This is a genomic window from Streptomyces sp. ASQP_92 (assembly GCF_025399895.1).
GTDB lineage: Bacteria > Actinomycetota > Actinomycetes > Streptomycetales > Streptomycetaceae > Streptomyces.
In genome coordinates this window covers 1-25,414 of sequence record NZ_JAODUA010000036.1, presented here as the reverse complement: position 1 = coordinate 25,414, position 25,414 = coordinate 1, and the positions used below count along the sequence as shown (strand labels likewise).

26 protein-coding genes and 3 pseudogenes are annotated in these 25,414 nt (G+C 66.9%); 21 read left to right on the top strand and 8 right to left on the bottom strand.

What is annotated here, in order from left to right; genetic code table 11:
• Window positions 1-229: 229 nt before the first annotated feature.
• Window positions 230-1,657, top strand: a complete 1,428-nt coding sequence (gene rox / locus N4G70_RS35735; RefSeq protein WP_261716948.1) for a rifampin monooxygenase — start codon at window positions 230-232, stop codon at window positions 1,655-1,657.
• A 134-nt stretch (window positions 1,658-1,791) separates the two neighbouring features.
• Here the strand turns inward: rox and N4G70_RS35730 are convergent.
• Window positions 1,792-2,295, bottom strand: a pseudogene (locus N4G70_RS35730) (transposase); the annotation flags it as partial.
• A gap of 350 nt (window positions 2,296-2,645) precedes the next feature.
• On the opposite strand from N4G70_RS35730, the gene N4G70_RS35725 reads away from it, so the two are divergent.
• On the top strand, window positions 2,646-2,927 hold the full coding sequence (locus tag N4G70_RS35725) for a hypothetical protein (RefSeq protein ID WP_261716947.1): 282 nt from the start codon (window positions 2,646-2,648) through the stop codon (window positions 2,925-2,927).
• Window positions 2,928-2,936: 9 nt separating this feature from the next.
• Here N4G70_RS35725 and N4G70_RS35720 read toward each other — a convergent pair whose 3' ends face one another.
• Window positions 2,937-3,650, bottom strand: coding sequence for a hypothetical protein (locus tag N4G70_RS35720; RefSeq protein ID WP_261716946.1), 714 nt, complete (start codon window positions 3,648-3,650; stop codon window positions 2,937-2,939).
• Between the two features lie 131 nt (window positions 3,651-3,781).
• On the opposite strand from N4G70_RS35720, the gene N4G70_RS35715 reads away from it, so the two are divergent.
• Together N4G70_RS35715 and N4G70_RS35710 are read left to right on the top strand one after the other, a co-directional pair.
• Window positions 3,782-5,389 carry an ROK family protein gene (locus tag N4G70_RS35715; RefSeq protein ID WP_261716945.1) on the top strand — a complete coding sequence of 536 codons (1,608 nt, stop codon included), beginning with the start codon at window positions 3,782-3,784 and terminating at the stop codon, window positions 5,387-5,389.
• A gap of 35 nt (window positions 5,390-5,424) precedes the next feature.
• A complete protein-coding gene (locus N4G70_RS35710) occupies window positions 5,425-5,595 on the top strand; it encodes a hypothetical protein (RefSeq protein WP_261716944.1) in 171 nt (56 codons plus the stop codon).
• Between the two features lie 258 nt (window positions 5,596-5,853).
• Here the strand turns inward: N4G70_RS35710 and N4G70_RS35705 are convergent, their stop codons facing one another.
• Window positions 5,854-6,294 (bottom strand): hypothetical protein, encoded by a 441-nt coding sequence (locus N4G70_RS35705; RefSeq protein WP_261716943.1) that lies wholly within the window; start codon window positions 6,292-6,294, stop codon window positions 5,854-5,856.
• 334 nt (window positions 6,295-6,628) lie between these two features.
• Here N4G70_RS35705 and N4G70_RS35700 point away from each other — a divergent pair, with 334 nt between their 5' ends.
• From N4G70_RS35700 to N4G70_RS35690, 3 genes are all read left to right on the top strand, one after another.
• Window positions 6,629-6,892 carry a hypothetical protein gene (locus N4G70_RS35700; RefSeq protein ID WP_261716942.1) on the top strand — a complete coding sequence of 88 codons (264 nt, stop codon included), beginning with the start codon at window positions 6,629-6,631 and terminating at the stop codon, window positions 6,890-6,892.
• Between the two features lie 134 nt (window positions 6,893-7,026).
• Window positions 7,027-8,229, top strand: a complete 1,203-nt coding sequence (locus tag N4G70_RS35695) for a M50 family metallopeptidase (RefSeq protein ID WP_261716941.1) — start codon at window positions 7,027-7,029, stop codon at window positions 8,227-8,229.
• Window positions 8,230-9,039: 810 nt separating this feature from the next.
• Window positions 9,040-9,951, top strand: coding sequence for a polyprenyl synthetase family protein (locus tag N4G70_RS35690; RefSeq protein ID WP_261716940.1), 912 nt, complete (start codon window positions 9,040-9,042; stop codon window positions 9,949-9,951).
• Here N4G70_RS35690 and N4G70_RS35685 read toward each other — a convergent pair.
• A complete protein-coding gene (locus tag N4G70_RS35685; protein WP_261716939.1) occupies window positions 9,935-11,608 on the bottom strand; it encodes an FAD-dependent oxidoreductase in 1,674 nt (557 codons plus the stop codon). The two genes, N4G70_RS35690 and N4G70_RS35685, sit on opposite strands and share 17 nt — an antisense overlap.
• 521 nt (window positions 11,609-12,129) lie before the next feature.
• On the opposite strand from N4G70_RS35685, the gene N4G70_RS35680 reads away from it, so the two are divergent.
• Both N4G70_RS35680 and N4G70_RS35675 read left to right on the top strand, forming a co-directional pair.
• A complete protein-coding gene (locus tag N4G70_RS35680; protein ID WP_261716938.1) occupies window positions 12,130-12,690 on the top strand; it encodes an EF-hand domain-containing protein in 561 nt (186 codons plus the stop codon).
• Window positions 12,691-12,697: 7 nt separating this feature from the next.
• Window positions 12,698-13,499: pseudogene (locus N4G70_RS35675) on the top strand (IS5 family transposase).
• Between the two features lie 36 nt (window positions 13,500-13,535).
• On the opposite strand, the gene N4G70_RS35670 reads toward N4G70_RS35675, so the two are convergent.
• Both N4G70_RS35670 and N4G70_RS35665 read right to left on the bottom strand, forming a co-directional pair.
• Window positions 13,536-13,769: a hypothetical protein gene (locus tag N4G70_RS35670; protein WP_261716937.1), complete on the bottom strand. Its 234-nt coding sequence runs from the start codon at window positions 13,767-13,769 to the stop codon at window positions 13,536-13,538.
• A 1,532-nt stretch (window positions 13,770-15,301) separates the two neighbouring features.
• Window positions 15,302-15,541, bottom strand: coding sequence for a hypothetical protein (locus tag N4G70_RS35665; RefSeq protein ID WP_261716936.1), 240 nt, complete (start codon window positions 15,539-15,541; stop codon window positions 15,302-15,304).
• Between the two features lie 171 nt (window positions 15,542-15,712).
• Here N4G70_RS35665 and N4G70_RS35660 point away from each other — a divergent pair, with 171 nt between their 5' ends.
• Complete coding sequence (locus N4G70_RS35660) at window positions 15,713-16,108, top strand: excalibur calcium-binding domain-containing protein (protein ID WP_261716935.1); 396 nt, start codon at window positions 15,713-15,715, stop codon at window positions 16,106-16,108.
• A 113-nt stretch (window positions 16,109-16,221) separates the two neighbouring features.
• On the opposite strand, the gene N4G70_RS35655 is transcribed toward N4G70_RS35660, so the two are convergent.
• Window positions 16,222-16,629 (bottom strand): DUF3592 domain-containing protein, encoded by a 408-nt coding sequence (locus N4G70_RS35655; RefSeq protein WP_261716934.1) that lies wholly within the window; start codon window positions 16,627-16,629, stop codon window positions 16,222-16,224.
• Window positions 16,630-16,757: 128 nt separating this feature from the next.
• On the opposite strand from N4G70_RS35655, the gene N4G70_RS35650 reads away from it, so the two are divergent.
• The 3 genes from N4G70_RS35650 (at window position 16,758) to N4G70_RS35640 (ending at window position 18,829) form a co-directional block, all read left to right on the top strand.
• Window positions 16,758-17,054: a hypothetical protein gene (locus N4G70_RS35650; RefSeq protein WP_261716933.1), complete on the top strand. Its 297-nt coding sequence runs from the start codon at window positions 16,758-16,760 to the stop codon at window positions 17,052-17,054.
• A gap of 304 nt (window positions 17,055-17,358) precedes the next feature.
• Window positions 17,359-18,027 carry a hypothetical protein gene (locus N4G70_RS35645; protein ID WP_261716932.1) on the top strand — a complete coding sequence of 223 codons (669 nt, stop codon included), beginning with the start codon at window positions 17,359-17,361 and terminating at the stop codon, window positions 18,025-18,027.
• Window positions 18,028-18,298: 271 nt separating this feature from the next.
• On the top strand, window positions 18,299-18,829 hold the full coding sequence (locus tag N4G70_RS35640) for a GNAT family N-acetyltransferase (RefSeq protein ID WP_261716931.1): 531 nt from the start codon (window positions 18,299-18,301) through the stop codon (window positions 18,827-18,829).
• Between the two features lie 406 nt (window positions 18,830-19,235).
• On the opposite strand, the gene N4G70_RS35630 is transcribed toward N4G70_RS35640, so the two are convergent.
• The gene (locus N4G70_RS35630; protein WP_261716930.1) at window positions 19,236-20,198 is read right to left on the bottom strand and encodes a hypothetical protein; all 963 of its coding nucleotides are present in this window, start codon (window positions 20,196-20,198) and stop codon (window positions 19,236-19,238) included.
• 927 nt (window positions 20,199-21,125) lie between these two features.
• On the opposite strand from N4G70_RS35630, the gene N4G70_RS35625 reads away from it, so the two are divergent.
• From N4G70_RS35625 to N4G70_RS37295, 8 genes and pseudogenes are all read left to right on the top strand, one after another.
• Complete coding sequence (locus N4G70_RS35625; protein ID WP_261716929.1) at window positions 21,126-21,614, top strand: N-acetyltransferase; 489 nt, start codon at window positions 21,126-21,128, stop codon at window positions 21,612-21,614.
• Window positions 21,615-21,817: 203 nt separating this feature from the next.
• A pseudogene (locus N4G70_RS35620) lies at window positions 21,818-22,006 on the top strand (IS256 family transposase); the annotation flags it as partial.
• An 84-nt stretch (window positions 22,007-22,090) separates the two neighbouring features.
• Window positions 22,091-22,690, top strand: coding sequence for a hypothetical protein (locus N4G70_RS35615; RefSeq protein WP_261716928.1), 600 nt, complete (start codon window positions 22,091-22,093; stop codon window positions 22,688-22,690).
• Window positions 22,653-23,309, top strand: coding sequence for a hypothetical protein (locus N4G70_RS35610; protein WP_261716927.1), 657 nt, complete (start codon window positions 22,653-22,655; stop codon window positions 23,307-23,309). Before N4G70_RS35615 ends, N4G70_RS35610 begins: the two co-directional genes overlap by 38 nt.
• The gene (locus tag N4G70_RS35605; RefSeq protein ID WP_261716926.1) at window positions 23,303-23,509 is read left to right on the top strand and encodes a hypothetical protein; all 207 of its coding nucleotides are present in this window, start codon (window positions 23,303-23,305) and stop codon (window positions 23,507-23,509) included. The genes N4G70_RS35610 and N4G70_RS35605 overlap by 7 nt, the downstream gene beginning before the upstream one ends.
• A gap of 692 nt (window positions 23,510-24,201) precedes the next feature.
• Window positions 24,202-24,522, top strand: coding sequence for a hypothetical protein (locus tag N4G70_RS35600; RefSeq protein ID WP_261716925.1), 321 nt, complete (start codon window positions 24,202-24,204; stop codon window positions 24,520-24,522).
• A gap of 204 nt (window positions 24,523-24,726) precedes the next feature.
• Window positions 24,727-25,026 (top strand): hypothetical protein, encoded by a 300-nt coding sequence (locus tag N4G70_RS35595; protein ID WP_261716924.1) that lies wholly within the window; start codon window positions 24,727-24,729, stop codon window positions 25,024-25,026.
• Window positions 25,023-25,346 (top strand): hypothetical protein, encoded by a 324-nt coding sequence (locus tag N4G70_RS37295; RefSeq protein ID WP_399037997.1) that lies wholly within the window; start codon window positions 25,023-25,025, stop codon window positions 25,344-25,346. The genes N4G70_RS35595 and N4G70_RS37295 overlap by 4 nt, the downstream gene beginning before the upstream one ends.
• Window positions 25,347-25,414: the final 68 nt, after the last annotated feature.

The window sequence follows — 25,414 nt, the reverse complement described above, 5'->3', positions numbered from 1 at the left end:
GGCAAGGCCCGGGTGGTGGCGCAGAATCGTCGGCCGAGGCCAGAACTTGGGGAGTCCCGGGATTCGCGAAGTACGTGCGCCTTTGCTGGCTGTGGGTTCTGCGGGACGTGAAACCGCCCGTGGGACTCGCGGTGTGGTTGCGAGCACGCGGCGCGGAGGTCCGGGTGTGCGCTCCGCCGGACTGCGCGGGGCAGCTGGCCGAAATGCAATCTTGTTGAATGGGGGATTCATGATCGATGTGATCGTTGCCGGCGGCGGACCGACCGGCTTGATGCTGGCCGGCGAGTTGCGGCTGCATGGCGTGCGCGTGCTCGTGCTGGAGAAGGAGGCGGAGCCGACCAGGGTGGTCCGCTCGCTCGGCCTGCACGCGCGCAGCGTCGAGGTGATGGACCAGCGCGGTCTGCTGGAGCGGTTCCTCGCGCTCGGCAAGCAACACCCGGTCGGCGGTTTCTTCGCCGCCATGAACAAGCCGGCGCCGAACCAGCTGGACACCGCGCATCCGTACACCCTCGGCATCCCGCAGACCATCACCGATCGCCTGCTTGCCGAGCACGCCACCGGACTCGGCGCCGAGATCCGGCGCGGCTGCGAACTCGTCGGGCTGAGCCAGGACGAACACGGGGTGACCGCCGAACTTGCCGACGGTACACGGCTGCGCTCGCGCTACCTCGTCGGTTGTGACGGCGGCCGCAGCACGGTGCGCAAGCTGCTCGGTGTCGGTTTCCCCGGCGAGCCCTCCAGGGCCGAGACGCTGCTGGGCGAGGTGGAGTTGACCGCGTCGCCGGACACGCTGAACGCCGTGATGGCCGAAGTGCGCAAGACCCACAAGCGGTTCGGCGCCATGCCACTCGGGGACGGGGTGTACCGCCTCGTCGCGCCCGCCGAAGGGGTGGCCGAGGACCGCACGCTCCCGCCGACCCTGGACGAACTGAAGCGGCAGGTGCGGAAGCTCGCCGGCACCGACTTCGGCGTGCACTCACCGCGCTGGCTCTCCCGCTTCGGCGACGCCACCCGGCTGGCCGAGCACTACCGGACCGGCCGGGTGCTGCTGGCCGGCGACGCGGCGCACATCCACCCGCCGACCGGCGGGCAGGGGCTCAACCTCGGCATCCAGGACGCGTTCAACCTCGGCTGGAAGCTGGCCGCCGAGGTCAACGGCTGGGCACCGGAGGGACTGCTGGAGAGCTACCACACCGAACGGCACCCGGTGGCCGCCGACGTGCTGGACAACACCCGCGCGCAGATGGAGCTGATGTCCATCGAGCCCGGTCCCCAAGCAGTGCGCCGACTGGTGTCGGAACTGATGGGCTTCGAGGAGGTGAACCGGTATCTGATGGAGAAGATCACGGCGATCGGGGTCCGCTACGACTTCGGCGAGGGGCATGAACTGCTCGGCAGACGGCTGCGGGACGTGGGGCTGAAGCGGGGTCGTCTCTACGAGCTGATGCACGGCGGCCGAGGGCTGCTGCTCGACCAGACCGGCCGCCTCTCGGTGGCAGGCTGGGCCGATCGAGTCGACCACGTCGCCGACATCAGCGAGGAACTGGACGCGCCCGCGGTGCTGCTGCGGCCGGACGGACACGTGGTGTGGGTCGGTGACGATCAGCAGGATCTGCTCGACCGGCTTCCCCAGTGGTTCGGCGCTGCGGTCATCTGAGCGCAACTCGACGCACGAAAGCCCACCGGGCCTGCCCGGACAGAGCGGGTACGCAAAGCTGTGGGAGTGCCCAATAGACGGCGAATCCGATGATCAGAGTCTGTCAAACGGTCGGTGTAACCCGGCAGTTGGGGTTACTGGCGGGCTGCTGACAGGCGGCCGTCGAAGGTGATGTCGGAGGCGTTCAGCGCGGTCTTCCAGCGCGTGGTGCAATGAGCCTGTCCCTTGCCCGTGGGGTCGACGGACATGATCGCCATGTAGACGCACTTCAGGGCGGCCTGCTTGTTCGGGACGTGCCCGCGGGCCTTGACCGCCCGGCGGATGCGGGCGTTCACCGACTCGATCGCGTTCGTCGTGCAGACGATGTGGCGGAACTCGGTGTCGAACCGCAGGAACGGAGTGAACGCCTCCCGGGCGTTCCCCCACAGTTTCACGATCGCCGGATACTTCCGGCCCCAGGCATCGGCGAACTCGGCGGACCGCTCCAGCGCGGCTTTTTCGGTGGTGGCGGTGTAGACCGGCTTGAGGAGCTTGGCGATCTTGTCCCGGTCCTGGCGGGCGGCATAGGGGGAAGAGTTCCGCAGCAGATGCACCACACAGGTCTGCACGATCGTCCGGGGCCAGAGCATCTCCACTGCCGGGCCTGGCGGACGTAGTCGAGCGGTGCGGAATCTTCCGGCCACGGCCACCGCGTATCGCCGGTTCGCGGCGTGGACCAAGACCGATCTGTGGCGTTCGCTTTCACCAGCCCCCACCACCTGGTCCAGGTCGTCTGGCGTGGTCTTCGCACGATCCAGTACCGCAGCGACCTCATCGGCGGACGGTTCACGAGTTCAGGCTCAGTAAGGGAACAATCATTCGAGAAGGTGCTTGAGGCCGGTCATGAGCATCGGGGAAGCAGCTTCAAATCCGAAAATACCCTGCGAAGACCACAGGCAATGGCGGGCTGCCCGGACTAGGCTGGAATCTACACCTAGGGGGGAAGCGCATGGCATGCAAGATCGTTTTTGGGGATTCTGTCGAAAGATTTATTCGAGAGCTCCCCGACTCCGAGTTAGACACCCTGGCCTCCGACATCCGACAGATCTCGACAGGAGGCCCGCCTTTCCCCGGGGCGCAAGCTCCCAAGGAGCACTGGCTTGTGGTGCTGGGCTGCGGGTACACCATGCTCTACCGTGAGATGGCATCCGATGAGCTCAAGGGCAACAGCGTCAGGCGCGGCTTCGTGGTCGTCGAGCTGCAGAGCGCGAGCGATTCGCGTCAACCCTGAGGCGATCTCTCATCCGGTGGGCGGGGGAGAAGCGAGGTGTACTCGTACGTCAAGCGGTGCATCCGGCTGAGGCGGGTTGGCTGCGTAGGCGAAGACACCTAAGCCGATCACGGCGGCAGCGGATGCCCAGGCAAGGCGCCTGCGCATCTGGCGAAACAATTCCACTGTCTCGTAGTAGTTAGCGCACTCGACCACTTCTCGTGCGGCCGCGCGCAGTTCCATGATCTGCTGAAGTGCCGCCTTGCGTTCTTCCTCGGCGGCTGTTGGGCTATTCACCATGTCATCGGCCAGATGCAGTTTGCGGTGCAGGGTGGGGATATCTGGTGCAGCGTAGCCGTAGAGCTCATATCGGTTGGCGTCAATTTTTCGTTCGATCTTCTTGAATCGTCGACGCTGCTCGTGGGTGGGCTTGTACGTCACCTTCGCATTCCAGGATTCAGTGCTGAATGAGGCGAGGGTGACCCAGTCCTGGGAGAGGACGGCCGAGGCGCTGGTTGCCATGTAACCCAAGGCTCCCAACGCGAGGGTAATGGCTGCGGCGGACGTCCATAGCCGCCAAGAGTCGGCAGCCAGCTCGCCCAGGCCTGTCAACTGCAGACCTGCCGCCAGGGCGGCGCCCGCGCCGGCAAAGGCCGCAAGCAGCCACTTGGCGGTAGAGCGCAGTGACTCTTGTGCGGCGAGGTAGCCAGTCCCTGAACCTGTCTGGTCGGTTTCGTGGAGCACTGCAGCCCTCCGCCCAAGGGCGTCGTCAACGGTTGACAACGCTGTTTGCAGGCTAGATAATTCTTCCAAGATAGGCAAGGGTCGTGACTGGCGGCAGATCCTCTACGGTCGCCAACCGGGAAGAGGACTCCATGAAGACGATCGGCATCCGTGACCTGTCCGGAGATTTGATCAAGATGGCTGCTGGCCAGGGTGAGATGCTCGGCATCACCAATGACCGCCTGTTGGCGGGTGTGCTGATGCCCTTGAGTGGCAACACGCTCGAACATCTCGTGGATCGCGATCTCACGCGGATCGAAGAGAGCATCCGCATCAGCGAGCAAGAGTTGGCGGCCGGCGAGTGGACCAGCCTCGACGACCTCATGAGCGAGGACCGGTCCGCGCAGCCCCGCAGGCGCGCTCCGTCCCGCGTGGCTATCAGGAACCTGTCCGGCGCGCGTCTGCAGCAAGCCGCGGAAGCTGCAGAGGTCTTGGTGGTCACCCACGGTGGCGTTGCGGTCGCCTTGCTCGTCCCAGTCACACTGCAATGGGTCGAGCACCTCATTGAACGCAACCTGTCACGGATCCATGCCAGCATCGAGCGGAGCGAGCATGAGATCGCTACTGGCAAACTGGCCAGCCTCGATGAATTACTGGAAGAGAGGCAAGGCGGGCTCTCCTCGCAGTCGACGGTCGAGTCAGCTGCAGCCGCCCCAGCACAGCCCTATCTCTTCCATACCCACGACCCGGAAGAGCAGCTGATCATCGGCGTCAACATCGTCACCGACGCCCCGGACAATCACCGGCGGGTAATCGCCATTGCGGCCGACACTTCTGCCCGCCCACTGCTGGACCCTGTAGTGATACCCCTGCCCGACCAAGACGAGGAGAAGGTACTCGCCGGCATCATCAGAGCCGTCATCCAGCTGAGGACGACCCTAGCGCCACGGCGCAAGCATCTGATCGGAGTGGGCATACAGATCGCTGGGCACGTGCATGACGGCGCAGTGGTGGACTCGCCCAACGTGAACTGGCACCGCCTCCCCTTGTCTAATCAGGTCAAGCGCCAGCTCGGCGGTATTCCCGTCGTCCTGGAAAACAATGCCAACGCCCTGGCCTTGCGTGCGCAGTTACGGCGCGACATCGACCCGCGCGAGACCGCGGCCGTCATCCTGATCACAAACCGCGGAGTGGGCTCCGGCCTCGTCCTCGACGGCAAGGTCTTCAAAGGCGCCACAGGCATGGCTGGCGAAATCGGCCACATCCAGGTGGAGTCGAGTCAGAGCGTCAAGTGCCGCTGCACGAGAATCGGTTGCCTGGAAGGGATCGCCGCCCCATACGCGATCAGTGCCGTGCTCAGCCAGAAAGGCTTCGTTGGAGACTTCGCCGCTGCGGTGGAAGCCGCAAAGGACAGCACCAACGACCTTGTCCGTAGGACGTTCAGCCAGGCCGGTGACGCGCTCGGCCGCGGCATGGCCGACCTCATCACCTTGTTCAACCCTTCCACGATCGTCCTGTATGGGCCCGAAGCCCTAGTCGGTGACCATCGCAGATTTCGCCACCACGAAGAGGAAGCCGCCGACACCGCAGCAAGCCTCTATCTGCGTGCCATGGACAAAGCCATCACCAACACCTCATTCTCCAGCGGAGCAGAGGACTGCGAACGCATCCTCGTCCGCAACACCGATGAAGCTGATGGCGCAGCTGCGGCAGCAGCCTGCCTCATCCAGCAACTTCCTGCACTCCACACCGCACCGTAACCAACCATGCACACCACTGGCTGACAGCCGGAACCTTGAGGGCGTCCGTCGTCCGTCTGCACATCGGCACGGTCACCGACGGCACGCCGTCGAACCCGCTGGGGGAGTGCAGCGTCGACGACTCCGGGGACATCAAGACTGTCGTCGACGCGCTGGCGGCGCTCGAGTACGGCGTCTGGGGAGGCCCGCAGGTCATGAATTTCTGAGAGGCGGCAGAACATCTGCTGGACCAGAGGGACACGGATGCGCCCCGCTGACTCATGCGGGCCAGTCGACGACGCAGGCAGCCCGCCTCCGACCTGTTGTGACCCAGCCCCCGACCATCCGGTGTCGGGCGTCGGGTGCTGGTCACTCGCCGAATAGTGGGACCTGTGGCGCCTCGATGTCGGTGCGGAAGCACTCCGGTCAAGTGACCACTGCATGTGGCGCGTTGGCGGGTCGGGCGGAGCCGAGTGCGTGCAGTGTTACCGCTGCTTCTCCAGGGTGAGCGGCGTCGCGTCCTTGAACTTGCCGTCGTAGGAGACGCCACCGTGGATGGCGACGACTTCGCCGTCGTCGCTGCAGCGGGGCTCGCCGGCGAAGAGGCCGTCCCAGAGCGGGACAGCGACCGCGGCGGCGCCGTCGGCATCGGCTACCAGGTAGTTGCTGCCGAAGCTGTGGGTCTTGTGGGTCTTGGTGTCGTAGGTGTACGCCTGCTCGGCGTTGCCGTCGAGGAATCGGACGGTGATGTTGCGGTCGGCCTTGCCCTTCTGGTGCAGGGTGCCGCCGAAGACTCCGCTGTAGTCCTCCACGCTCGCCCCACACCCAGCGGAGGGGTGGCTTGCCCCGTTCGCGGGAGCGGCGATGACGAACACGGAGGCGAGGGAGGCCACGCACAGGGCGGCAGTGCGCTGGAGAGCAGACATGGGGGTGCCTTTCACAGGGTGGGAACTTACGGGACGACACGGGGTGACGTCTCGCCGGGAACTGTAGGGATTCACGCTCAGTAACCATTTTGAACACGCCGAGTAATCAAGGAGTCGGCAATGGTGTGAAGAGCTGACGGACAAAACAGGGCGTGCCAGACGTGGCGTTGCCGTGTCCGGAGCCGGTGGATCTGCTTCTCTGTGTCCGCGAACCTGCCGCAGAGGGGCTCTCATCCGTTCTGTGCGAGACCCTGCCAGACCCCCGTGCGCTTCGCAGGGTGTCTCGCCATGCCGCAGCGCAGCGTCCCATCCACACAACCAAGAAGGTGTCGACGTGTACGAACCTGTGACGGTCAACGCGCTCAGCCTGGACATCGAACTGCTGGAGCCGCTGGACGCGCTGGCGGCTACGCCCATGGACGGCCCGGGGCAGATGGCCTGGTCGAACTTCTCTCAAGGCGCCCAACACACCGTGCAGGCCGTCTCCGACGGCTATAACGGCAACTGGTCAGGCGCGGCCACGCACGGCATCCAGGCAGTCGAGCATTTCGGCACCGCCGGGTACAACGCCGTCCAGTGGTACAACGGCGGCCATTGAGCACCGCAGGCGTCTTCGGCGGCCGGCGCACGACGCCGAGCCGCCGAGGCGTCTCCCACGGACCTCAGCGATAGAGGCACTCAGTACGACCCGCCCGTCCCACCTGCCGCAACCTCATTCGTCCGAAGGCGTCCATGACGACTCAACTCACGCCCGTACAGGCCGATTGGCCGGCACTGCGCCAAGGCATCGACATCACACCCCAACCCGAGTCCGGCAAAGTGGTGGTGAGCCTTCCTGAGGGCGCGTATCTGAGGATGGGGCAGGACGCCGCTGATCTCCTGGGCGACCTGGACGGAACCCGCTCCCGCGATGCGGTACTCGCGTGCTGGACAACCCGCTTGAGTGAGGAGCAGGCCACCACACTGCTGCACCACTTCACGCAACTCGGCCTCCTGGAAAGCGATATCACGCCCTCATCGGCAGGGTCCTGCCGGTCCTTCCGGTTCCGCAAGCCGGCCACCGTGCAGCTCGTCCTGTACCGGCCCCAGCGCATGACGGACGCGCTCCGCCGGGTCGGCACTCTCGCTCGACAGTGGCCTGCGCTGGCCGGCTATGCGCTCCTCCTGGGCGCCGGAGCCGCAGCGGCCCTCACCCACCTCCATGCTGCCGGCGCTGTGTTGCTCAGACCGTCCTGGGGCATGTGGTGGCACATCGCCCTGGCCATGCTCATCGTGAACGCGGTCCACGAACTGGGACACGCCACCGCGCTCGCCTATCACGGGGGACGCCCCCGCGCGATGGGCGTGATGCTCCTCTACTTCGTATGTCCCGCCTTTTTCTGCGACGTCAGCGCCACTTGGCGCCTGGGACGTCGGCAACGCGCCGCGGTCGCCCTCGCCGGCATCACCGTCAACGCGGCAGCAGCAGCGGCCGCCGCACTCGCAGCCGCCGCCGACCTCGGCGGCCACCAGGAATTCTGCTGGCGCCTGGCCGCCGCCAACGTCTTCACCATCGTCTTCAACCTCCTCCCCTTCATCAAACTCGACGGATACCTCCTGCTGTTGGCGTTCGTCGACGAATCACATCTGCGCCCCCGGGCCATGGCCGACGCACGTAACTGGCTCAGCCACCACCTGTACCGGCGCCCCGCGAACGAGCACGAATTCCACCGGTGGTGGAGCGTGCCCTACGGCCTGGCAGCCATGACCCTCCCCGTCCTGCTCTTCACGTCCATGCTCGTCAGCCTTGGCGCCCTGTCCTTCCGAGCGGGCCCGATCGGCGTGATTGTCTGGTCGGTCGCCGCACTCTTCGCCCTGCTGAGACTCCTCGCCGGAATCATCCGCGTGGCCTTCCCGCCGCCACCACCGGCGGTCACGTCCCCAGCTCCCTGCTGACCGGGGCTGCCACCTCGTGGCGGCCGTCTCCTGGCCGAACACACCCCGAGTGACCTGCAAAGGACTCCGCGCGAACTGATCGAGGAACTCCGCCACCACCAAGGGATGTCGCTTGATTCCGGGGGCAGTTGTTCTCGATTTCATCTACGCCGACGGAAGCATGCAGGTCTTCCGCGCGAGGACGGTGAGAGCCAGGGATGACGTACGTCACGGTCACGGAGGGGCCGACAGGTCATCGACCAGGCCTGCGCCCCCTGGCACCGGCCATCGATTACATGGATGGCACCTCTGCGACGCCACCGACAAGGACGGCAACGGCAGCATCCGACGCCGCGGAGTACCGGACGCTCTTCCACGTCGTCGGCTCTACGCCAGTGGAAGTGCGGCGGCCGGCTGTGGAAGGGGCCCTTTAACAGTCCCCTCCATGTGTAGGTTCCCGTGACCTGTGTCATCTACCGGGTCCTCGACCTCGACGGTTCTGGGGCTTCTCAGCCCGTGTCATCTGTTGGATTCCCGGCTACGTGTCAGTTTCCTGGCTCACCTGGCCAAAACAGCGCGGCCGCTGTCTCAAGCACCGAGCAGGCCGCCGGGACCCGGCTTCGCGAAGTAGTCGGTGGGTCACATCCCGCGTGAGGCTTCTCCATACGTACCCCCTACCAGCGGTTGTCGGTGGGCGTGGAATGCTGCTGGGAGCCAAGATCGGGAGCGTCTGTGACAGTCACGGCCAGTCAGGTATTACGCAGTGCGAGTGACCTCTGTGAGGGGCAGTTACGGCAGTGGGTGGGGTCGCTGCAAGGAGCTGCTGGGGAGGTGGCCTCCTATCAGTTCGGCTGGTCGGGGCAGGGGGCGGGCCAGGGCGGGAAGTTCGTCCGTGCTGCTCTCGCTCTGGCGTGTGCCCGCGCTGTCGGCGGTAGCGAGGCACGCGCGGTGCCGGCGGCCGCGGCCGTGGAGATGGTGCACAACCTGTCGCTTCTCTACGACGACGTTCTCGACGGTGACGCGGTGCGCCGCCACCGCACGGCTGCCTGGAAGGTCTTCGGTTCCTCTGCTGCTGCCCGGTCGGCGGACGCGCTGCTGCTGAGCGCGTTCGACGTGCTGGCAGACGGGGAAGCAGCAGACGGCCCGGGTGAGTTGGTCTCGCGTGAGGCGTCAGCAGTGTTGCTGGAGGCACTCATCCAGCTGGCTGTCGGTGAGAGTCTGGACCTGGTGTTCGAGGGTCGGTCGCAGGTGGCCCTGGCGGAATGCCTGGAGATGGTCTCGGGCAAGACCGCCTCGCTGTTCGCTTGTTCCTGCCGGCTGGGTGCGCTCTACGGCGGCGCCGACTCGGCCGCCGCCGTCCAGTGGGCAGCGTTCGGCCACGACTTGGGCATGGCTTTCCAGTTGGTGGATGACCTGCTTGGTATCTGGGGCGATCCGGCGGTAACCGGCAAGCCGGTCTTCAACGATCTGCGCAGGCGCAAGATGTCGGTGCCCGTGGTGGCTGCGCTCGCGTCCGGCACCGCTCCGGGCGAAGAGCTCGTAGGTCTCTACGGCACGTCCGATGCGGACCCGGGGCGCCTCGCCCGCCTGGTCGAGGAGGCGGGCGGGCGGAGCTGGACGCAAGAGCGTGCAGCCCAGCACGCGAGGGACGCGCGTGAGCGGCTGCACCGCCTCACGGCAGTGCCTGAAGCACTCGCCGCTCTGGAGGCACTCTGCACGGTGATCGTCAGCCGCGTCCACTGAGGGCCCAGGGCGGCGGCCCGTCGAGGATGTGGGCGCGGCCCTGGGCGAACAGTTCCGCGTCCACCTGCTTGAGCCGCTCTAGTTCCTCGGGCTGGTGCAGGGCATGCACGGCAGCGGGGGCGCCGGTGCTTCCGGCCTTCTCCAGCAGGGCGTTGACCGCCAGCCGGGCGCTCTGGTTCGCGCCCTCCATAGTCGCCAGGTTCACCGGGCTGCGCACGTAGTCCCCGGCCATGAACAGGTTCGTCGCCGCTGTCGCCGCGCGCGGGCGTGCCGCCCAGGAGTCCGTGGTGTTGATCAGCAGCGGTTCGTCGTTGACGGCATGCGCTGGCCCGTCCAGGTTGCGCACTGCGGGGTCCAGCTCCCAGGAGTGCAGCAGCCCCCGGTGCAGGGCGGTGCGTCCGCCGCCGTTCAGCCCGTCGCACAGCTGCGCCCAGACCTCGGCCGCGACCTCAGAGCGGGTGCACTCCCTGGCGGGCTTGCCGTACAGGATGCCGGGGGTGTCCCAGGAGGAGATGTCCACCGACAGGCAGTCGGCCACCGTCCCGTCCCCGTACGTGGCCGAAAAATCACAGTCCCAGAACTGGGCCTGGCTGACCGAGGTGAGTGCCCACGGTGAGTCCAGGTACAGGACGTGGCCGCGGGTGACCGGCACCGGCTCGGTCAGGTAGAACTGGATGCCAACCATCCAGTCCGTGGACAATCCCGTCACGCTCTTGAGGTCGGCGTCCGCCTCCGCCAGACCCCGGTCCAGCAGTGCGCCGACGCGGTGCACCGGCAAGGCACACACGTACCAGTCGGCGGTGAGTTCCCGACGCTGCCCTTGCCGCCCGTGCAGCTCGGCCCCGGTGACGCGGCTGCCCGCCACGGAAAGGCGTTCGACGCGCCATCCGAGTTCCAACCGGACGCCCAGCGAGGCCAGATGAGAGGTCCAGGGATCGATCCAGGCCGTACTGGTGGGGCCGTTGAGCAGCCGGTCGGCCGCGTGAATCTCCTCGCCCTGGCCGAGGAACCCGTAGCTGAAGGCTTCCATGAATCCGCCGACCGTGTGCGTACTGCACACCTCGGCGCGCGCCGCGACCACGGTTCGGGTCGCCCCCACCACGCACGCCCTGCGGTACTCCTCCGATGCGTGGTCCGCCCCGGCGAAATCCCACCACGACGTCAACTCCCACTGCCCCAGACGCCGCTCGTCACTGCTCGTCATGTACACGAGCATCCGGTTGGCGAAGTAGAGCAGCTCCTCGCTCGTCAGCCCCTGGCCGCCGGAGTCCACCCACACAGCACGCAGAAACTCCATCGGAGTCCGCGCCCCGGCGGCCGACGACACGTCCGTGAGCCGCTCACCCACCCGGCCCGAGCGCGCGGAAAGCATGTGCGTCGCCTCCCGCAGATTCGCCTCCACCCCTCCCTTCACACCGTCGACCGGGATCCGCCGCAGGGTGTCCGGCAGGCTGCGGTAAAACCCCGGGAAGAACCGGAAGCCGTGCTCGCTGGGCAGATCAAGACGCCCGCCCGTCCCCGTCCCCGGCACCCAGGCACTACGCGCCTTGCCACCCCAGCCGGCCGGCTCCACCACCGTCACCTCGAAGCCGCGCTCGGCCAGCTCCATCGCCGCCGTCAACCCGGCCACGCCCCCGCCCAACACAGCAACTCGCATGCCCTGCCCCTTTAACGCCACCGTGTGCCTCTCTGCCCTGCAGGGGTCAAACGCACGCCGCCCCCACCCTCTGCGAAGCCGAGTAGATCATCTTTGTGCATGTGGCCCAGGGGCGCCCCCTCACCGGCCTTCGTGACGCTGCGCTGCGACGCACCCTGGAATCCCGAGTCCGCTGGTCGCGCGCGAAGTGGCCGACGGCCCGTTCTCTTTCGGGTGAAACGGTTTCCTCTCATCCGGATTTGTCGGAAATCGCGCAGCTCTGCCGCGACCTCAGCCGGTAGAAATGGAGTCAGATCGTGAAGGAACCCGCAACACCTGCACCCGCCAGGTCCGACCCCGCTTGAAGCGGGCCGGGCATCCACGCGCATCCACTCAGCCTTAGCCCCGCCCGACCCAATGAACTGCGGCGCGGGCGGCCCGAACGCCACCTTCTGCCACAGCCCAATGAAGCAACGCATGGGCCCGACGCCCAGGCGCCTGCGCATCGTCCCCAGACAGCCCGGTACAACAGAGAGAACAACATGCCCACCACCGCAATCACTGCCCGCGTCGGAAAGTTCTACGACGGCTTGGACTCGCGCGCCGGAGCCAAGGGGTACATCGAACGCACCGACTTCGAACAGGTTGCCGTCCGAATCGTCGAGTCTTTCCAACTAACCCCGCAGTCCTCGCAGGCCCAGAAGGTCCACAACAGCCTGGGGCACCTGTGGGACACGATGATGCTCCCCGCCGACGCAGACGGCGACGGCCGGGTCACCCGGGCCGAATACATCCAGGCCATCGTCGCCTTGGCCGATATGCCCGACCTCTACGAGGACACCATCGGGCGCTGCGCACTCACCTACGTCGAGGCCGCTGACGTCAACGGCGACGGCCTCGTCGACGCCCGCGAGTTCACCACACTCCACCAGGCCAACGTGGACGGACTGAGCGATGGCGCCGTCGCCGAGGTCTTCCACCGCCTGGACCGTGACGGCGACGGGTACCTCACCGCCGACGAAATGCGCCAGGGCTTCACGGAGTTTTTCACGAGTCCCGATAACGACGCCCCCGGAACCTGGCTCATGGGTGCGCCCGCCTAGAAGCCCCATGAAGTGTTGCGGAAAGGCCGTCCACCAGCCCCGGCTGGGTGGCCTCTTCGCCCTGGTCAGGGGGTTGCCGGTCAGGGTCCAGGTCCCGTTGCGAACCTGTTACGACCGTCATCGGCGCTGGTCGGCGGACGGTACGCGGGAGAAGGTCCTATGGGCCGTGCAAGCCGGCGCCGAAGGGCAGGGGCGCATCGACTGGTCGATGGTGAGTGTGGATTCCATTCCACCGGGTGTCGGGCTCACCAGCATGCCCCGGAGCCTTGCAAGCATTCTCCCCGAGGATCTGGCTGCCGTGGCCTTCCGTCTGAGCACCGGTTCGGATGAGGTTCTTGGCCGCTCACGCGGCGGGCTCAGCACGAAGATCCACCTGGCTGGAGAAGACGGCCTGCAGCCCCTTTCGTTGCTGGTGGCGCCGGGGCAGTGGGGCGACGCACCGCAGATGGTTCCCGTCCTGGAACGTGCGCGGGTTCGTCGCCCTGCCGCCGGACGGCCCCCGCCCGAGGCCGACCATGTCAGCGGCGACAAGGCGTACAGTTCCCGCCGCAATCGCCGCTACCTGCGGCGACGGCAGATCAAGCACACGATTTCTGAGCGCCGGGACCAGCGGGCCCACCGTCAACGCCATGGCGGCGATGGCGGCCGACCCACCAGTTTCACCCCTGCCCTCTATGCCGTAGGAACGAGGTCGAACGGCTGATCAACCGATGGAAGATCTCCCGGGCCGTGGCGGCACGATGCGACAAGAGAGCGTACGTCTTTCACGGCACACCGTCGCAGCTCTTCGTCTCTGGCTGCGTCCGTGACGTTGCCGGCGTGATCCGTATCCAGACGCGCTGCGGTCAGGAGAAGAGCACAGAGCGGAGCTTGAGGCGCTCGGACCCCTTCGCGCCAGGCTTGAGGGTGTAGTAATTGCCCTCGCAGTCTTCGTCGGCGAAGACGACAACGGTGGACTTGGTGCGGTTGTCCGGCGAGTAGGCCGGAGCGGAGGCGTCCTCGTCGGCCACCTCGGGCAGCGTGACGCACTCCTTGCTGGGCGGGTCGATCAGTTTGCCAGTGGCGGTCTTTCCGTCCACGCGGGCGAATGTGTAGCGGAACTCACCGTTAGCCGCGTGGGCAGACGTGGGCAGACGTGGGCAGAGTGACGGTGAGGGCAAGGGCGCCGAGGGCAGCAACAGCCGCCTGACGAAAACGCATCGAAACTCCTGGGTGAGAGGTGTGTTAACCGCCTCAACTGTCGCTGGCGGCTGGATGAGAAGCGCCCAATACCACCCGCATGCAGCAAGACGAATCGTTCCTGCTGTCACCCGTCCGGTGCCGAAGCACGCGTCAAACCATGTCGCCGACGTCGTCGGCCCCGCCCCGACTGCCCGAGCTCCCGACACTCAGCCGCTTCCCGCCCCTTCACCGTGACCCGCCGGACAGGCCCCCAGCCGCAGCCGCCGGTGCGGAAGCCGGCGGGCACGAGCCTCGCGCACTGGCTCCCCGTGCCACCTTGGACCGTTGACATCCCGGCCGCGCTGCGCGGCACCAACTGGAAGGCAGGCTCCCAGTTACCCGCCCCGGGATAGCGCTCGCCGTCGCCCCCGTCTCATCGCGGCCGGCCTCGGCACCCTCCCAGCCGACGCCACCGACCGAGGCCAGCCCACACCGCCGCTGTGCTCCTCTTCGCCGCGTACGTCGCCGCGGTCCGAAAGTGGTGCACCGGGGACTTCGTTGAGAAGGCCGCCATATACCTGACTTCAGGCCCCTACCCAACCCGCTTCATGTAGTACCAAGTTCGAGCCATCCGCCGGCAGGAGAGATCTACGGTGCGCAATCACGAGCACGATGAGAGATCACGCCGAAATTGCAGCCCAATATGGCAGCCGCACCCCAAAGCGCTGATCCCGTTCGGCTCCGGGTTCCTCCTCGGCGCCCTGTCCACCACGTGTACCGGGGGCTATTCGGGTGGCTCTCCGGGCGCGCCCCACGCGTCACGAACGCCGTGGGTGAAAAGTTCGTGCAGGAGTCACCGGCATCAGCAACGCCTCAGCCCTCGTCCGCCACCCCCTGGGAGTCTCACTTCCGGACGGTGCCGTCCTGGTGTTCCTGGTGACGGTCGGCGTCGTGCTCACGTGGTGAGCTGCGGGCAAGCAAGAGCGCAAGCGAATGTCCGGCGTGGTCCGCTCGTCGGGTCGACTCTGTGCCTTACCGCCGATGTCGTGTCGCTGCTGACCTGGCTGCCCGCCGTCGTCAACGACGGCGCTGCCCAACTCGACGCGCACTCAACGGATCCAGGTGCCCTGTGAGTCGTCTCAACCAGGCTGCGATCCGTCTCGTCAGCGGCGCGCCCCTCCTCGCCCGCCGTCTCGTCGACCGCGCCGGCGCGTGTGTGCGAGCCGGAAGCCGCAATCTCACTGGCTGGCAGACGCCGCTGGGTTGCCGGGTCCGGCTCGCGCTGCTGTGACTCGTGCTGTGGATCCTGTGGGGCGTCGTTCGCGCTGCGCCCGCGCTGCTGTGGGGGAGCACCCCCGTGCTGGGCATCGCGGCCTGGCGCGCGGGTCGGTCGCAGCGCAGGCCCGCGCGCCAGGCCGCCAGGCCGGGGTGCCGCAGCAGGCTCGCCGCGTCACCCCCCGTATCCCCCGTAGTGGTCGACGTACTTGGGGCCGCCCGGCTCGGGCTCGCAACCTTCGGTGCGGTCGGGGGTGCCGTGGCCTATGACGAGGGCGTACGAGTCGGGGATGAACCGGCATCCCTTGTCGGCCCACTGGCCTGCCCACACGGTCCAGAGGATAAGGGCGAGGCAGGCGAGGACGATCGTCGTGGACTTCTTAAGCGGCCATCTTCGGCCAGGCACGTCGGGCATGAGCGCGATTGTGACGCGCGAGTGGTGCGGCGCGGGAGGGGTTTGACGAGGCCGTCCCAAGATGCGGATTCAGCCGCCCCGACGTCAGGGGCCAGCGGACCTCAGTCCGTGGCCGCGCAGTACAGCGATCGAGGTGCTTGACTGAAGGAGGGGTGTTGTCCGGAGGTGCTCATGGGCAGGTCTCGCAGAGTCAACCGATCTGGGCGTAGCTGCGCAATCTCGCTGGCTTTGGTTGTCGGACTCATTGTCCTCGTGCTGTCCTCCACCCGTCACAGCAGCCCTGGCCCATCCTCACCTGCTCCGTCCAGCTCCACATCTGCGGCTCCCGCTACACCCGAGCCCGAGCCATCCACAGCTCCCGTCCCGCCGCCACCCACACAAGAGTCGCCGGCGCCGCCCCTGGCACCGACGCCGCACGCCGCGACAAGCCCTGCCGGCGCCTACTACGAGAACTGTGCCGAGGCTCGGGCCGCAGGGGCGGCGCCCCTATACCGCGGTCAGCCTGGCTACCGTAGCGGCCTTGACCGTGACGGCGACGGGGTCGCCTGTGAGCCGTACGTACCTTAGATGCCTGGTTTCTGCCTCTCTGCCTACTCGTCCTTGTCGAGTCGTGCAGCGCATCCGCAGATCAGGCCCGTCCAGTGCTTGCTGTAGAGGACCCGCGCAGGAGGCTGTCCTCGCTATCTGAAGTAAAGCCAGACCATCAGCAGGCCGAACAGCGCGAACAAGCCGGTGATCGTGATGGCGAACAGCTGGCCGAACAAGGGAGACCAAGCTCCGCCGGGACCTATAACCGTTGCGGAGCGTGCGGGGTTTTCGGGGCTGTACCGGACCGTCAGCGAGTCGCCCTCGGCGAGCAGCATGACGTCTTCCTCGAATTCCAGGTACTGGCCCTCCAGGGTGGTGAAGCCGTGTACGTGGTGCCATTGAGTGCCGTTGTCCGTGCTGTCCGTGGAATAGCGGCGCACACAGCGGCCCTCCACGGCTATGCCGCTGAAAACCGAGCGAAGACGGTGCATCAGCTGCCACGAAAGATAGGCACATCCCGTGCCACAGGTAGCAATGAGCAGGATCCCGAGGAAAAGCATCCTGACAGACTATCCATCCACGACGGAGCAGCCCGCTGGGCAGCCTGCGACCTGATGTGCGGGCCGGGGGCATGGGTACGCCGGAGGCCAGGTGTGTCCGGGTGTCTCCTGGCGGAAGAGGGGACGACGTGTTGGCGGGACGGGCCGGGCAGGTCAAGGATGGCGAGCAGGCGGTGCTGGACGCGCTCAGGGCGGTGCTCGCCGAGGCGCCGCCCGCCGGCACGGGCTGGACCGATGGGCTATGGGGCCTCTATGAGGCGTATGAGGCGGGCCGGTCGGGGCAGGAGCAACCGCCGCAGCTCACCGCCGAGCAGTCCGCCCAATTCGCTTCTCAGTGGCAGCGCCAACAACTTTCCCTGGAGGTCCAGCCCGAGGGCGGCCAACGGGGAATCCTCCATGACACCAGAGGGATCCAGCGAGCCTGACCCAATCCTCGGTGGGCCCCGTATGCGTCACGGCGCCACAGGCGACGAGGCGAACGGGCTGGTGCGAAGGCTGCGCGAGCGGGCGGAGCAGAAGCGGCTTGTGGCGCCGGCCGCGTCGGCCGAGCTCGCCGTGCAACTCGTACACGCCGCATTTGCCGCACACGAGGCGGTCAACCTGCTGTCCGTTCTCGGGCCCCGCACGGTGAGAGGGCGCTGCTTACCCTTGTCCGGAACACGAGGATCGATGAGGGGGACAGGCTCTGGGCCCGCGAGCGGCTGTTCGCGCTCCGCCGGGACGGATACCGTGCCGGGCCGGCTCGCAGTGGACGGCGAGAAGCCCTTGCTTCCGGCCGCCGGACGCGAACTTCCCACCTGCTCCGGGGGAACCCTGGCCCTCCCGGTCGATCCCGTTCGGGCCCGTACGGCGCTCGAAGCGTTGCTGCCGTCGGCCACGCTTGCTTCGCGGGAGCCGCCGCCGGAGTGGGCGGCGGACTGGGACGGGCTCGACGAGAGGGACGAGTACCGTCCCGACTGGCTCGAAGCCCGGTTGCTCGTACGTGAGTTGATGCCTACGGCGCGGGAGGTCACCCAGGAGCGGATGGTCGAGGCGGAGCAGAAGTGTGGGCTGCTGGGGCTCGATGGTGGAGAGGGGGAGTTCGCGGCCCTCTGGGCCACCCGGGTCGCCGCGTGGCTGGCGGGCGATGTCTTCGACGCCCTGAGCCGCGAGCCCGAGCCGGCCCGCCTGGCGCCCTGGTCGATGGACCTCGCCGGGCAGTACGTGCGGTGTGGCATGGCCGTTGAGGAAGCGCGTGCTTTCCTGCGGCGGACCGGGGGACGAGGTTCCGTACAACCTGCTGGTGCTCCGCCGGCTCCCCGCCTGACTGACTGGCACGGACCCGGAGCTGGGCATTCTGGCTTTTGTCCACAGCCTGGCATCAGCAAGGTCCCCACCCATCAACACCCCAAGGACTGACCTGGCCATCCGCCACGGCCAGCACCGTTGCAGTACTGCGGTCGTCGGAACGTTGGAGGCCGGGAGGGACTGCCCTCAGCCGACCGGCATTGACAGGTGCGGAGCCGGCGCGGTTTCCATTGTGCTGGACGCCCCGCTCTGTGGGGCCATCGCCAACCGGGTCGTCTTCCACTGCGCCCTGATTCAGACCGGCGCCGAGTCCTATCGCTTTCAGGGCCACCCCTTCCTGGCACAATCACTTCGGAAAACACCCGCCGGGAGAGGCGCAGCAATGCACGGCAAGCCCGATGAACGCTTCATTGAAGGCGATCTGACCTGCCTCATCCCGTCCACCGAAGTGCATCTGTCTTTGCTTGCCCGCTGGTTCGCTGACCCCGAATTCGTGCGGAACTGGGGCGGGCGGCCCCTTACTCGTGAGGAAGTCGCGGCGAAGTACACGGGAAGACGCCGCCCCGACGTGGAGTCTTTCCTGATCCTTGCTCGGACCATCCCGGTCGGGTATGTCCAGTACGCATCCGCCGGCCCCGGCCAGGGCGGCATTGACATGGTCCTCCTGCCACAGGCTCAAGGCAGAGGTCTCGGCCCCGACGCCGCCCGCGCCCTCGTCCGGCATCTTCATACCGTGCTGGGCTGGAAGCGGGTGACCGTCGACCCCGAAGCGTCCAACACCCATGCCATCCGAGCCTGGGCAAAGGCGGGCTTCCAGCCGGTGAGCCGGCAGGGGAGCCAGCTACTCATGGAATGCCTGCCCGCCCCCGGCGGCCCGCTGGTGGACGATGAGAGCTTCCCGCCCGTCGTCTGAACAGAGGCGGGTCGACGGTGAGTTCGTTCTCTCGCTCGATTGTCGATAGGGGAAGACCCCCGCAGGTGGCGGCCGCCGGAGACGAACAGAAGGAGCATGTTCGACGCACGGATGCCGACGGCGCCGATCCATATGACCAGTACCTCCGTCCTGCACCAGACGGTTGCTCAGGGTCCGCAGCGCCGGCCACTGGGCGATGAGCAGGTCCCGGTTCAGAAGGTCCCGCACGTCCTGCTGCTGTCCCTCGGTGAGCACCGTCCGGTACGGTGCAGACCCCCGTCGATCACCTGCCGATGGTTCCGCCACCTGCCACAACGCCTGTTGCTGACCGGCAAGAACGGCCGCAGCCGTTCCCACTCAGCATCCGTCAGATCACCCCGCCCTCGGTGGGACACGGCTCCGTGGGTCAGCGGCCGCTTCGGTTGCTGCGGGTGCGGTGGGTGACCGCGAGCGTGGTGCCCAGGACGAGGAGTACCCCCGCGCCTCCGAGGGTCCATGTCACGGCGGCGTCGCTGCCGGAGTGAGCAAGTTGGCCAGTTGGGGCGGGGCCTTCCGGTTCATCCTCCGATACAGCCACGAGTCCCGCTTCGGTCGGGTCAGGGGCGGGGTGCGAGGTGGGAGTGGTTTCCGGAACGGGTACCGCACTGGGCGATGGGGAAGGGCCGGGGGGAGGGGGTTCGGTGGGCAGGGTCGGGTCGGGCGTGGGGTCGGGGCGAGGCTCAGGATCCGGATCCGGAGCCGGCACGTGGGGCCGTACGATTTCAGATTTCACCCAGGTGTCGACGGGGCCGGAGCTGTGCTCGCGGTCAGGCCTGGGACCGAGGATGAACGACGTCAACGGTGTGTCGGCCGTGAACTTGATGCGTAGCCGGAAGGTGGTTTCCCCCGGCGGCAGTACAACCCGGTCAAGGGGCAGGGCCGCGTCCACGTTCCCGTCGCGGTCCGGCTGTTCAAGAGGGGCATCGACCCACGTGCCGTCCAGACGCAGCTGGACTCGCATATGCTCCAGCACCAGGTTCGGGGCCGGATGGATGGTGTCCACCGCGAGGTTCACGTCGTAGCCGCTCAGGTCATGGTCGGTGAGGTTGTCGAGAGCGAGGGTGAACTCTCCCCAGGCGCCGCCCGCTTCGAAGGTGTCCGGGACCTCCCGGACGACGGAGGACATCTGCTGGCGCGGGTCGGCGGCCGGCCGCGCCCCGGTGACGGCCTCGTCGGCGCGGGTGGGGGAGTCGGGCAGCGGGCCGCGGTCGGGTACGTGCAGGGAAGGTGCCGTCGGACGAGCCTCTGCGACCGGTGCCGGCGCGGCTGCCAGCACGGTCGGGGTGACGGCGGCAACAGCCGCCAGAACTGCCATTCGCTTGTGGTTCACGTAGGTGCCGATTCTTGAGAGGTGCTTCAGGGGTGACCAGGACCTCGACTCTTGTTGCAACACGCACCTCTATGTAGACGCCTTCGACTTATCAGCTCATAAGAGACATTTATGGGCTTCAGCCGTGCAGGGTTCCGGCTTCGAAGCCTTCCTGCGGAACTGAATGGCGGTTCGACACGTGATCGGCCGGTCAAGTCCTAGTGGGCGGCCGGGCGCAGGCTGTGGAAGGTGTAGGTGTGCTGGGAGCGGTCGTCGCGTCCGGGGCTCTGGCGTTCGGGGTGTTCCCCTGACCTACTCACCCCACTCCGTGCCTGTGGCGCCGTGACGCATACGGGGCCCACCGAGGATTGGGTCAGGCTCGCTGGATCCCTCTGGTGTCATGGAGGATTCCCCGTTGGCCGCCCTCGGGCTGGACCTCCAGCGCCTCTCCCCGCTGCGCCAGGGCGAGGTACCAGATTCCGGGTTCAAGGGTGACGGGTTCTCCGTACTCAACAGTCATCACACATGGCTCGGGCATGGCGAACCAAAGGGATCTGACGGAGAGGGAGCGAGTGGTACTGGCTGGCCGGGCTGTGGCGCAGGCGTGGGGTATCCGTAACCTCTGCCGAACACGTCAGGCACGGCCGATCCTCCGAGATGCATGATCTGGCCATACATCAGCAGGTTGAGGTCGGCTGCCGCCCTGCCGAACAGAACGCGCTGGACGCAGGTTCCGCCAGCTGACCCAACACGCCTCTGTCCGTGCAATTTTCGCGGACGTGACCGGGATGCACCGTCACACCGTACTCCGCTGGGTCGCCTATGCCAGACGCCACTGGGCCGGGTACTTCGTAGCCGGGCGGCAGATGACGCCATCGAGGCGGTGGCGCAAATGATGTTGCGTCTGTCCGGCGGGGCCTGGAGTCTCTCAGGCTGGAGGTGGTCTCAGTGACCGACATCAGGGTCCCCCTGTCCGTGCGCGATCTCGCCCATGAGGACCTGCCCTCGTGCGACTGGTCGGGCTCCGCCATACACGTGAGGCAGATCGCCGAGCAGTTGCGGCGTGCCGAGCTCGGCGAGGTTGACTACCTGGCTGTTTGCGGACCCGCAGACGTGCCGGTGGCGATCGGCGGCGTCGACTACATGCTCAAGAGTGGTGTCGGCACGCTCTGGCAGCTCGGCGTCCATCCAGCGCTTCAGTCGTGCGGCGTAGGCACCTTCCTGATCACCTCTGCAGAGGCCCGAATCACAGCCCGTGGTCTGGCGGTGGCCGAACTGGGCGTGGAGGAGAGCAACCCCAGAGCCCGTGCCCTCTATGAGCGATCGGGCTACCGGTCCTACGGCCGCGAGCTGGACTCCTGGGACGTGGAGACCGAAGAGGGTTCGGTCAAGCGGTGCCAAACCATGTGCACGCTGATGCGCAAGGACCTCGCATAGCCAGGGCCGCCGGCAATCCGAGCGGACATCGAAAGGTGCAACAGCGAAGCAACGGTACGGAAGGTGTGCAGTGACGGCTTACCGGCCGCCAGTTGGGTGTCGCAACCCCCGGGTACAGAGCAGCAGCCGGGATCCCGTTCCAACTCTCGTTGGTACGGTCCCGCATCGTCCAGCACGAGGTCGTGCAGGGACAGACCCCTTGCCTGAGCACTGGGCGGCCCAAAGCGGCTGGCTCCCGAGCCGTTGCCCTGGCCATGGTCTTCAAGCTCCTCAAGTCCGCCCAGACCCGCTGGCGAGCAGTGAACGGACCCCACCTCGTCGCTCTCGTCCGAGCCGGAGCCCACTTCGAACGCGGCCACCTCGTCGAACGCCCCGAAGTCCGCGTGGCCTGAACCGGCATACCTCCCAAAAAAATGCCCAGGCCCCGTGCGGGCATGTCATGGGAAGATCCGCTTGACCTGTAGGGGGTGGAGTCCATGGGCCTTGACTACAGCTACGAGATCTTTACGCCTGCTCGGAACGTCACCGGCGCACTGGTCGAGCTCGTCGCGCTGGCGCCGCGTGCCGATCGAGTGCCGCCGCTTACCCTCACCTTGCCCGGCGGTGACCAGGTCGTTGTCCCGTTCACCTCCAACTTCAAGAGCGAGCCGGTCGATTGCTCCGTAGGCAGCACGCTTGAACTCGACACCTCCATCATGTTCGGCGTCGACGACGCGGTGCGCGAGTACGTCGACACCGTCCACGACCCGGAACTGGACGAGCTCGGGAGAGTTGCGGTCGGGTATGTCTATCTCACGGTCCGGTTCGCGTCCTGGCTGCACCCCAACTACGCGTCGCTGGAGTTCACCGCAGCTACGACAGGGATGAGCCGGATGTTCGAGCGGTCCGCAAGCGTCAGAGCAGTGTTCACCGACCTCACTGTCGCCAGCGGCGGAGTGTGCTGCGCGCTCGATACCGAGAGCGACACCTTGCAAATATGCTGGCTGAGCGGGCAGCCGATCCAGGAGACCGTCCCCGGCCCCCGCTTCGCGAGCTACCGTGACCTTGTGGCAACTTGGCCAGGCCAAGACAATTGACGAAGACAGAGCCCCCGTTCGGGACTTAGCGAGCCGTCAGGTCCTCGACGAGCTGTCCGCCACCGACACGGACAGCTCCGGCGCCGGCGCCACCACCGGCTCCCCGATCATCGGCCTTGCCGGAGCACGCCTTCCCATCGACCGCGCCACCGGCCAGCCCCTCCCCGTCAAGGTCCGTGCCGGGACGGTGTGGCAGCTCAACGACAACGGCCACATGGACGCCCTCGACACCTCCGCCCAGCTCGCCGAACTCCGCGCCCGCGTCGACCACCTCCTCGACCGCATCGCCGCGAACAGCCGCCTCACCGCCGCCGGCCTCGGCACCCTCGACCCGACAGCCCTGCCCTCCGGCTACGCCCTTCAGCTCGCCGTCGGCCCACTGGATTCCTTCGTCGCGGCCATGCGCCTGACCCGCACCCACAAGTCCGCCGTCCTGCTGCGCATGGTGCAACGCCTCCACCAGGCCGGGCATGCCGAGGGATGGCTCGCGGGCGAGTCTCTGCCCGCTCGCCTCATGTGGGGACCGCACATCCCAACCGACCGCGCCGCCGTCCTGGACGTCGGGGGCAAGGGGGCGGAGCTGGTGTCCTGTCGGTGGAGACCGGCGTCCGCATGCTGATCGACGCCGGCTATCCGGTCGACGACGCACAGGCGGAGATCGGGCGCATCCAGGCCCGAGCCTTCGAGGCCGCCGCCCGCCTTGCCAACGCCACCGGAGACAACACTGCTGTCCGCGAATACCTCGGATTGCGCGAAGCCGACTCGGGGGTCCCTACCGCGCCGATGACGAACCTTTCGCCGTCCGATGACGCGAACTAGCGGGCCTTTTGCCTGCAATAGTCTTTGAAGTCATCCTCCGAAGAGAACTTACGGTCGCGGTCCCTCGTGATCCCGTTGTTGTCCGTGATGGTCCCGCGAGTCATGCTGCCGTCTGCTTGAACGTCGCCTACGACGAACCATCCAGATTCCCGGTCCGTCCAGCCTTCTGTGCTCATTGTCGCCTCCGTCGTTTGCATGCGGATTTGCGAACTTCCACGCAGACTAGCGGGCTTGAGTACAACTTGACCTGCACGCGCGAGAGTTGGTGCGGATATAGCTGCCAAGTCTTTGAAACGAACTCCTTCACTTCGGGTCCCGCCCGTCGGTGTGGACCATCAACTGTCAGGCCACCTCGTCGGCACCTGGCTGACCTGCTCAAGTGCCGCAGGGAGACAAAGGTCGGGTCGTTCACTCCCATAAATTAGCTCGTATTGGAGAGCGGTTAAGCTGATCACCGGCGCGGGGCGCTGAAGACCTGTGGATGGTTCACTCATGACGCGCCCTCGCTCCCCAACCCGCTCGAACCGGTCGGGTACCGCCGTGACGGGCGGCCGATCTGCCCGATTCTCGGCGCCTCATCGGAGGACGACTCCAACAAGCCCGACGGCGACGTCGGATCCAATGGTTCCGTCACGAAGGAGGACCTGTCGCGGCTGTTGGCCCGTGAGAAGAGGCAGGGCGGACGCGCGGCCATGAAGAAGCTGCTCGGTGATCTCGGCTTCGACAACTCCGAGGCCCTGACCGAGTTCATCACCACCAGGCGCGAGGCCGAGCAGGCCGCCCTGTCCGAGGTCGTACGCCGGGCGCAGGTCGTTGAGGAGAGGCTGAGGGCCCCCGAGGCGCGAGAGGCGCAGGCCGCTGCCAGGGAACGTGTAACAGCTCGACGCTCCACCCCTGCCGGGCTCGGTGCGGCGGGAGACGACCTCAACGACGCGGTGCTCAAATCGACCGAGCCCTGGCCGATCAGCCCGACGCCGACGAGGACGCGGTCGCCACGGCTGCGGAACGGTTGAAGGAGCGAAGGCCGGAGATGGTCGGCGAGACCCGTGAGGCCACACCGCCCGCTCCCGGCGGTTCTCCCGCAGGCGGGCCGCCCTCGCGGGGCGGCGTACCGCCCAAGCCGGGCGCGGCCGGACTGGAGGTGCGCGGCGCCGGGGTTTCGTCTCCGGCTGACCGGGTCCAGCGACGTCCCCGCGAAGCGCACGATGCGGCCCAGCGTGCGCGTCGCCACCGCGATCACGCTGGACATCGAGAGAGGCGCTCTGAAGCCCAGTCAACGGATCTTCGTCACGCGCCTGGCCACCCCCCACAGGGTGGACCCGACGTCCGTGCACCAGGCGCTGTGGATGCTTCAACGCAGCGGAAAGCCAAGCCTGTTGGGCTCCCCACGGGTCGCTGCCACTGGTCGCAGCCCCTTCGCCAGCGTCGTCCTTCGAGTGCAAGGGGGCGATGCGCTGGAGGTCCGATCGGCAGGTTTGATCGACAAGTGGGTCAGCGGCCTGCACACCCAAACATGATCAAGGCGGCTCTCGCGCGCGGCTATGACCTCACCAGTCACCGGCCGACTCAGTTGGACAAGGCCCTCCTCGTCTGGGCCGACGTCGTCCTGGCGATGGACCGCTCCGTCCTCGGCCAACTCCACGACATCACTGGCGAGGACAACACCACAAAAATGCGGCTCTACCTCGACGACGGCCAGGACGTCCCGACCCCATGGGCAAACAAGTACAGGACTTCGCCGATTGCGCCGCGATCATCGAAGCAGGAGCCGTGCCCTACCTGCCGTAGGGCACGGCCTGCGGCAGGCCGTAGGCCTATGGATCACGAGCGTTGTTAACCTGCTCACCGGCGAGACCGAGCTGGATGTTAATACCTTCATTAGCTCGGGCAATGAGCCTTTTCAAC

What these genes read in the sequence shown, in the direction of transcription:
- N4G70_RS35640 (WP_261716931.1), top strand. Translation starts at nt 18,299, where the DNA reads ATGCACGGCAAGCCCGATGAACGCTTCATTGAAGGCGATCTGACCTGC.
- N4G70_RS35655 (WP_261716934.1), bottom strand. Translation starts at nt 16,629, where the DNA reads ATGCTTTTCCTCGGGATCCTGCTCATTGCTACCTGTGGCACGGGATGT.
- N4G70_RS35695 (WP_261716941.1), top strand. Translation starts at nt 7,027, where the DNA reads ATGACGACTCAACTCACGCCCGTACAGGCCGATTGGCCGGCACTGCGC.
- N4G70_RS35685 (WP_261716939.1), bottom strand. Translation starts at nt 11,608, where the DNA reads ATGCGAGTTGCTGTGTTGGGCGGGGGCGTGGCCGGGTTGACGGCGGCG.
- rox (WP_261716948.1), top strand. Translation starts at nt 230, where the DNA reads ATGATCGATGTGATCGTTGCCGGCGGCGGACCGACCGGCTTGATGCTG.
- N4G70_RS35705 (WP_261716943.1), bottom strand. Translation starts at nt 6,294, where the DNA reads ATGTCTGCTCTCCAGCGCACTGCCGCCCTGTGCGTGGCCTCCCTCGCC.
- N4G70_RS37295 (WP_399037997.1), top strand. Translation starts at nt 25,023, where the DNA reads ATGATCAAGGCGGCTCTCGCGCGCGGCTATGACCTCACCAGTCACCGG.
- N4G70_RS35725 (WP_261716947.1), top strand. Translation starts at nt 2,646, where the DNA reads ATGGCATGCAAGATCGTTTTTGGGGATTCTGTCGAAAGATTTATTCGA.
- N4G70_RS35605 (WP_261716926.1), top strand. Translation starts at nt 23,303, where the DNA reads ATGCTGATCGACGCCGGCTATCCGGTCGACGACGCACAGGCGGAGATC.
- N4G70_RS35660 (WP_261716935.1), top strand. Translation starts at nt 15,713, where the DNA reads ATGGGCAGGTCTCGCAGAGTCAACCGATCTGGGCGTAGCTGCGCAATC.
- N4G70_RS35615 (WP_261716928.1), top strand. Translation starts at nt 22,091, where the DNA reads ATGGGCCTTGACTACAGCTACGAGATCTTTACGCCTGCTCGGAACGTC.
- N4G70_RS35665 (WP_261716936.1), bottom strand. Translation starts at nt 15,541, where the DNA reads ATGCCCGACGTGCCTGGCCGAAGATGGCCGCTTAAGAAGTCCACGACG.
- N4G70_RS35600 (WP_261716925.1), top strand. Translation starts at nt 24,202, where the DNA reads ATGAAGAAGCTGCTCGGTGATCTCGGCTTCGACAACTCCGAGGCCCTG.
- N4G70_RS35680 (WP_261716938.1), top strand. Translation starts at nt 12,130, where the DNA reads ATGCCCACCACCGCAATCACTGCCCGCGTCGGAAAGTTCTACGACGGC.
- N4G70_RS35715 (WP_261716945.1), top strand. Translation starts at nt 3,782, where the DNA reads ATGAAGACGATCGGCATCCGTGACCTGTCCGGAGATTTGATCAAGATG.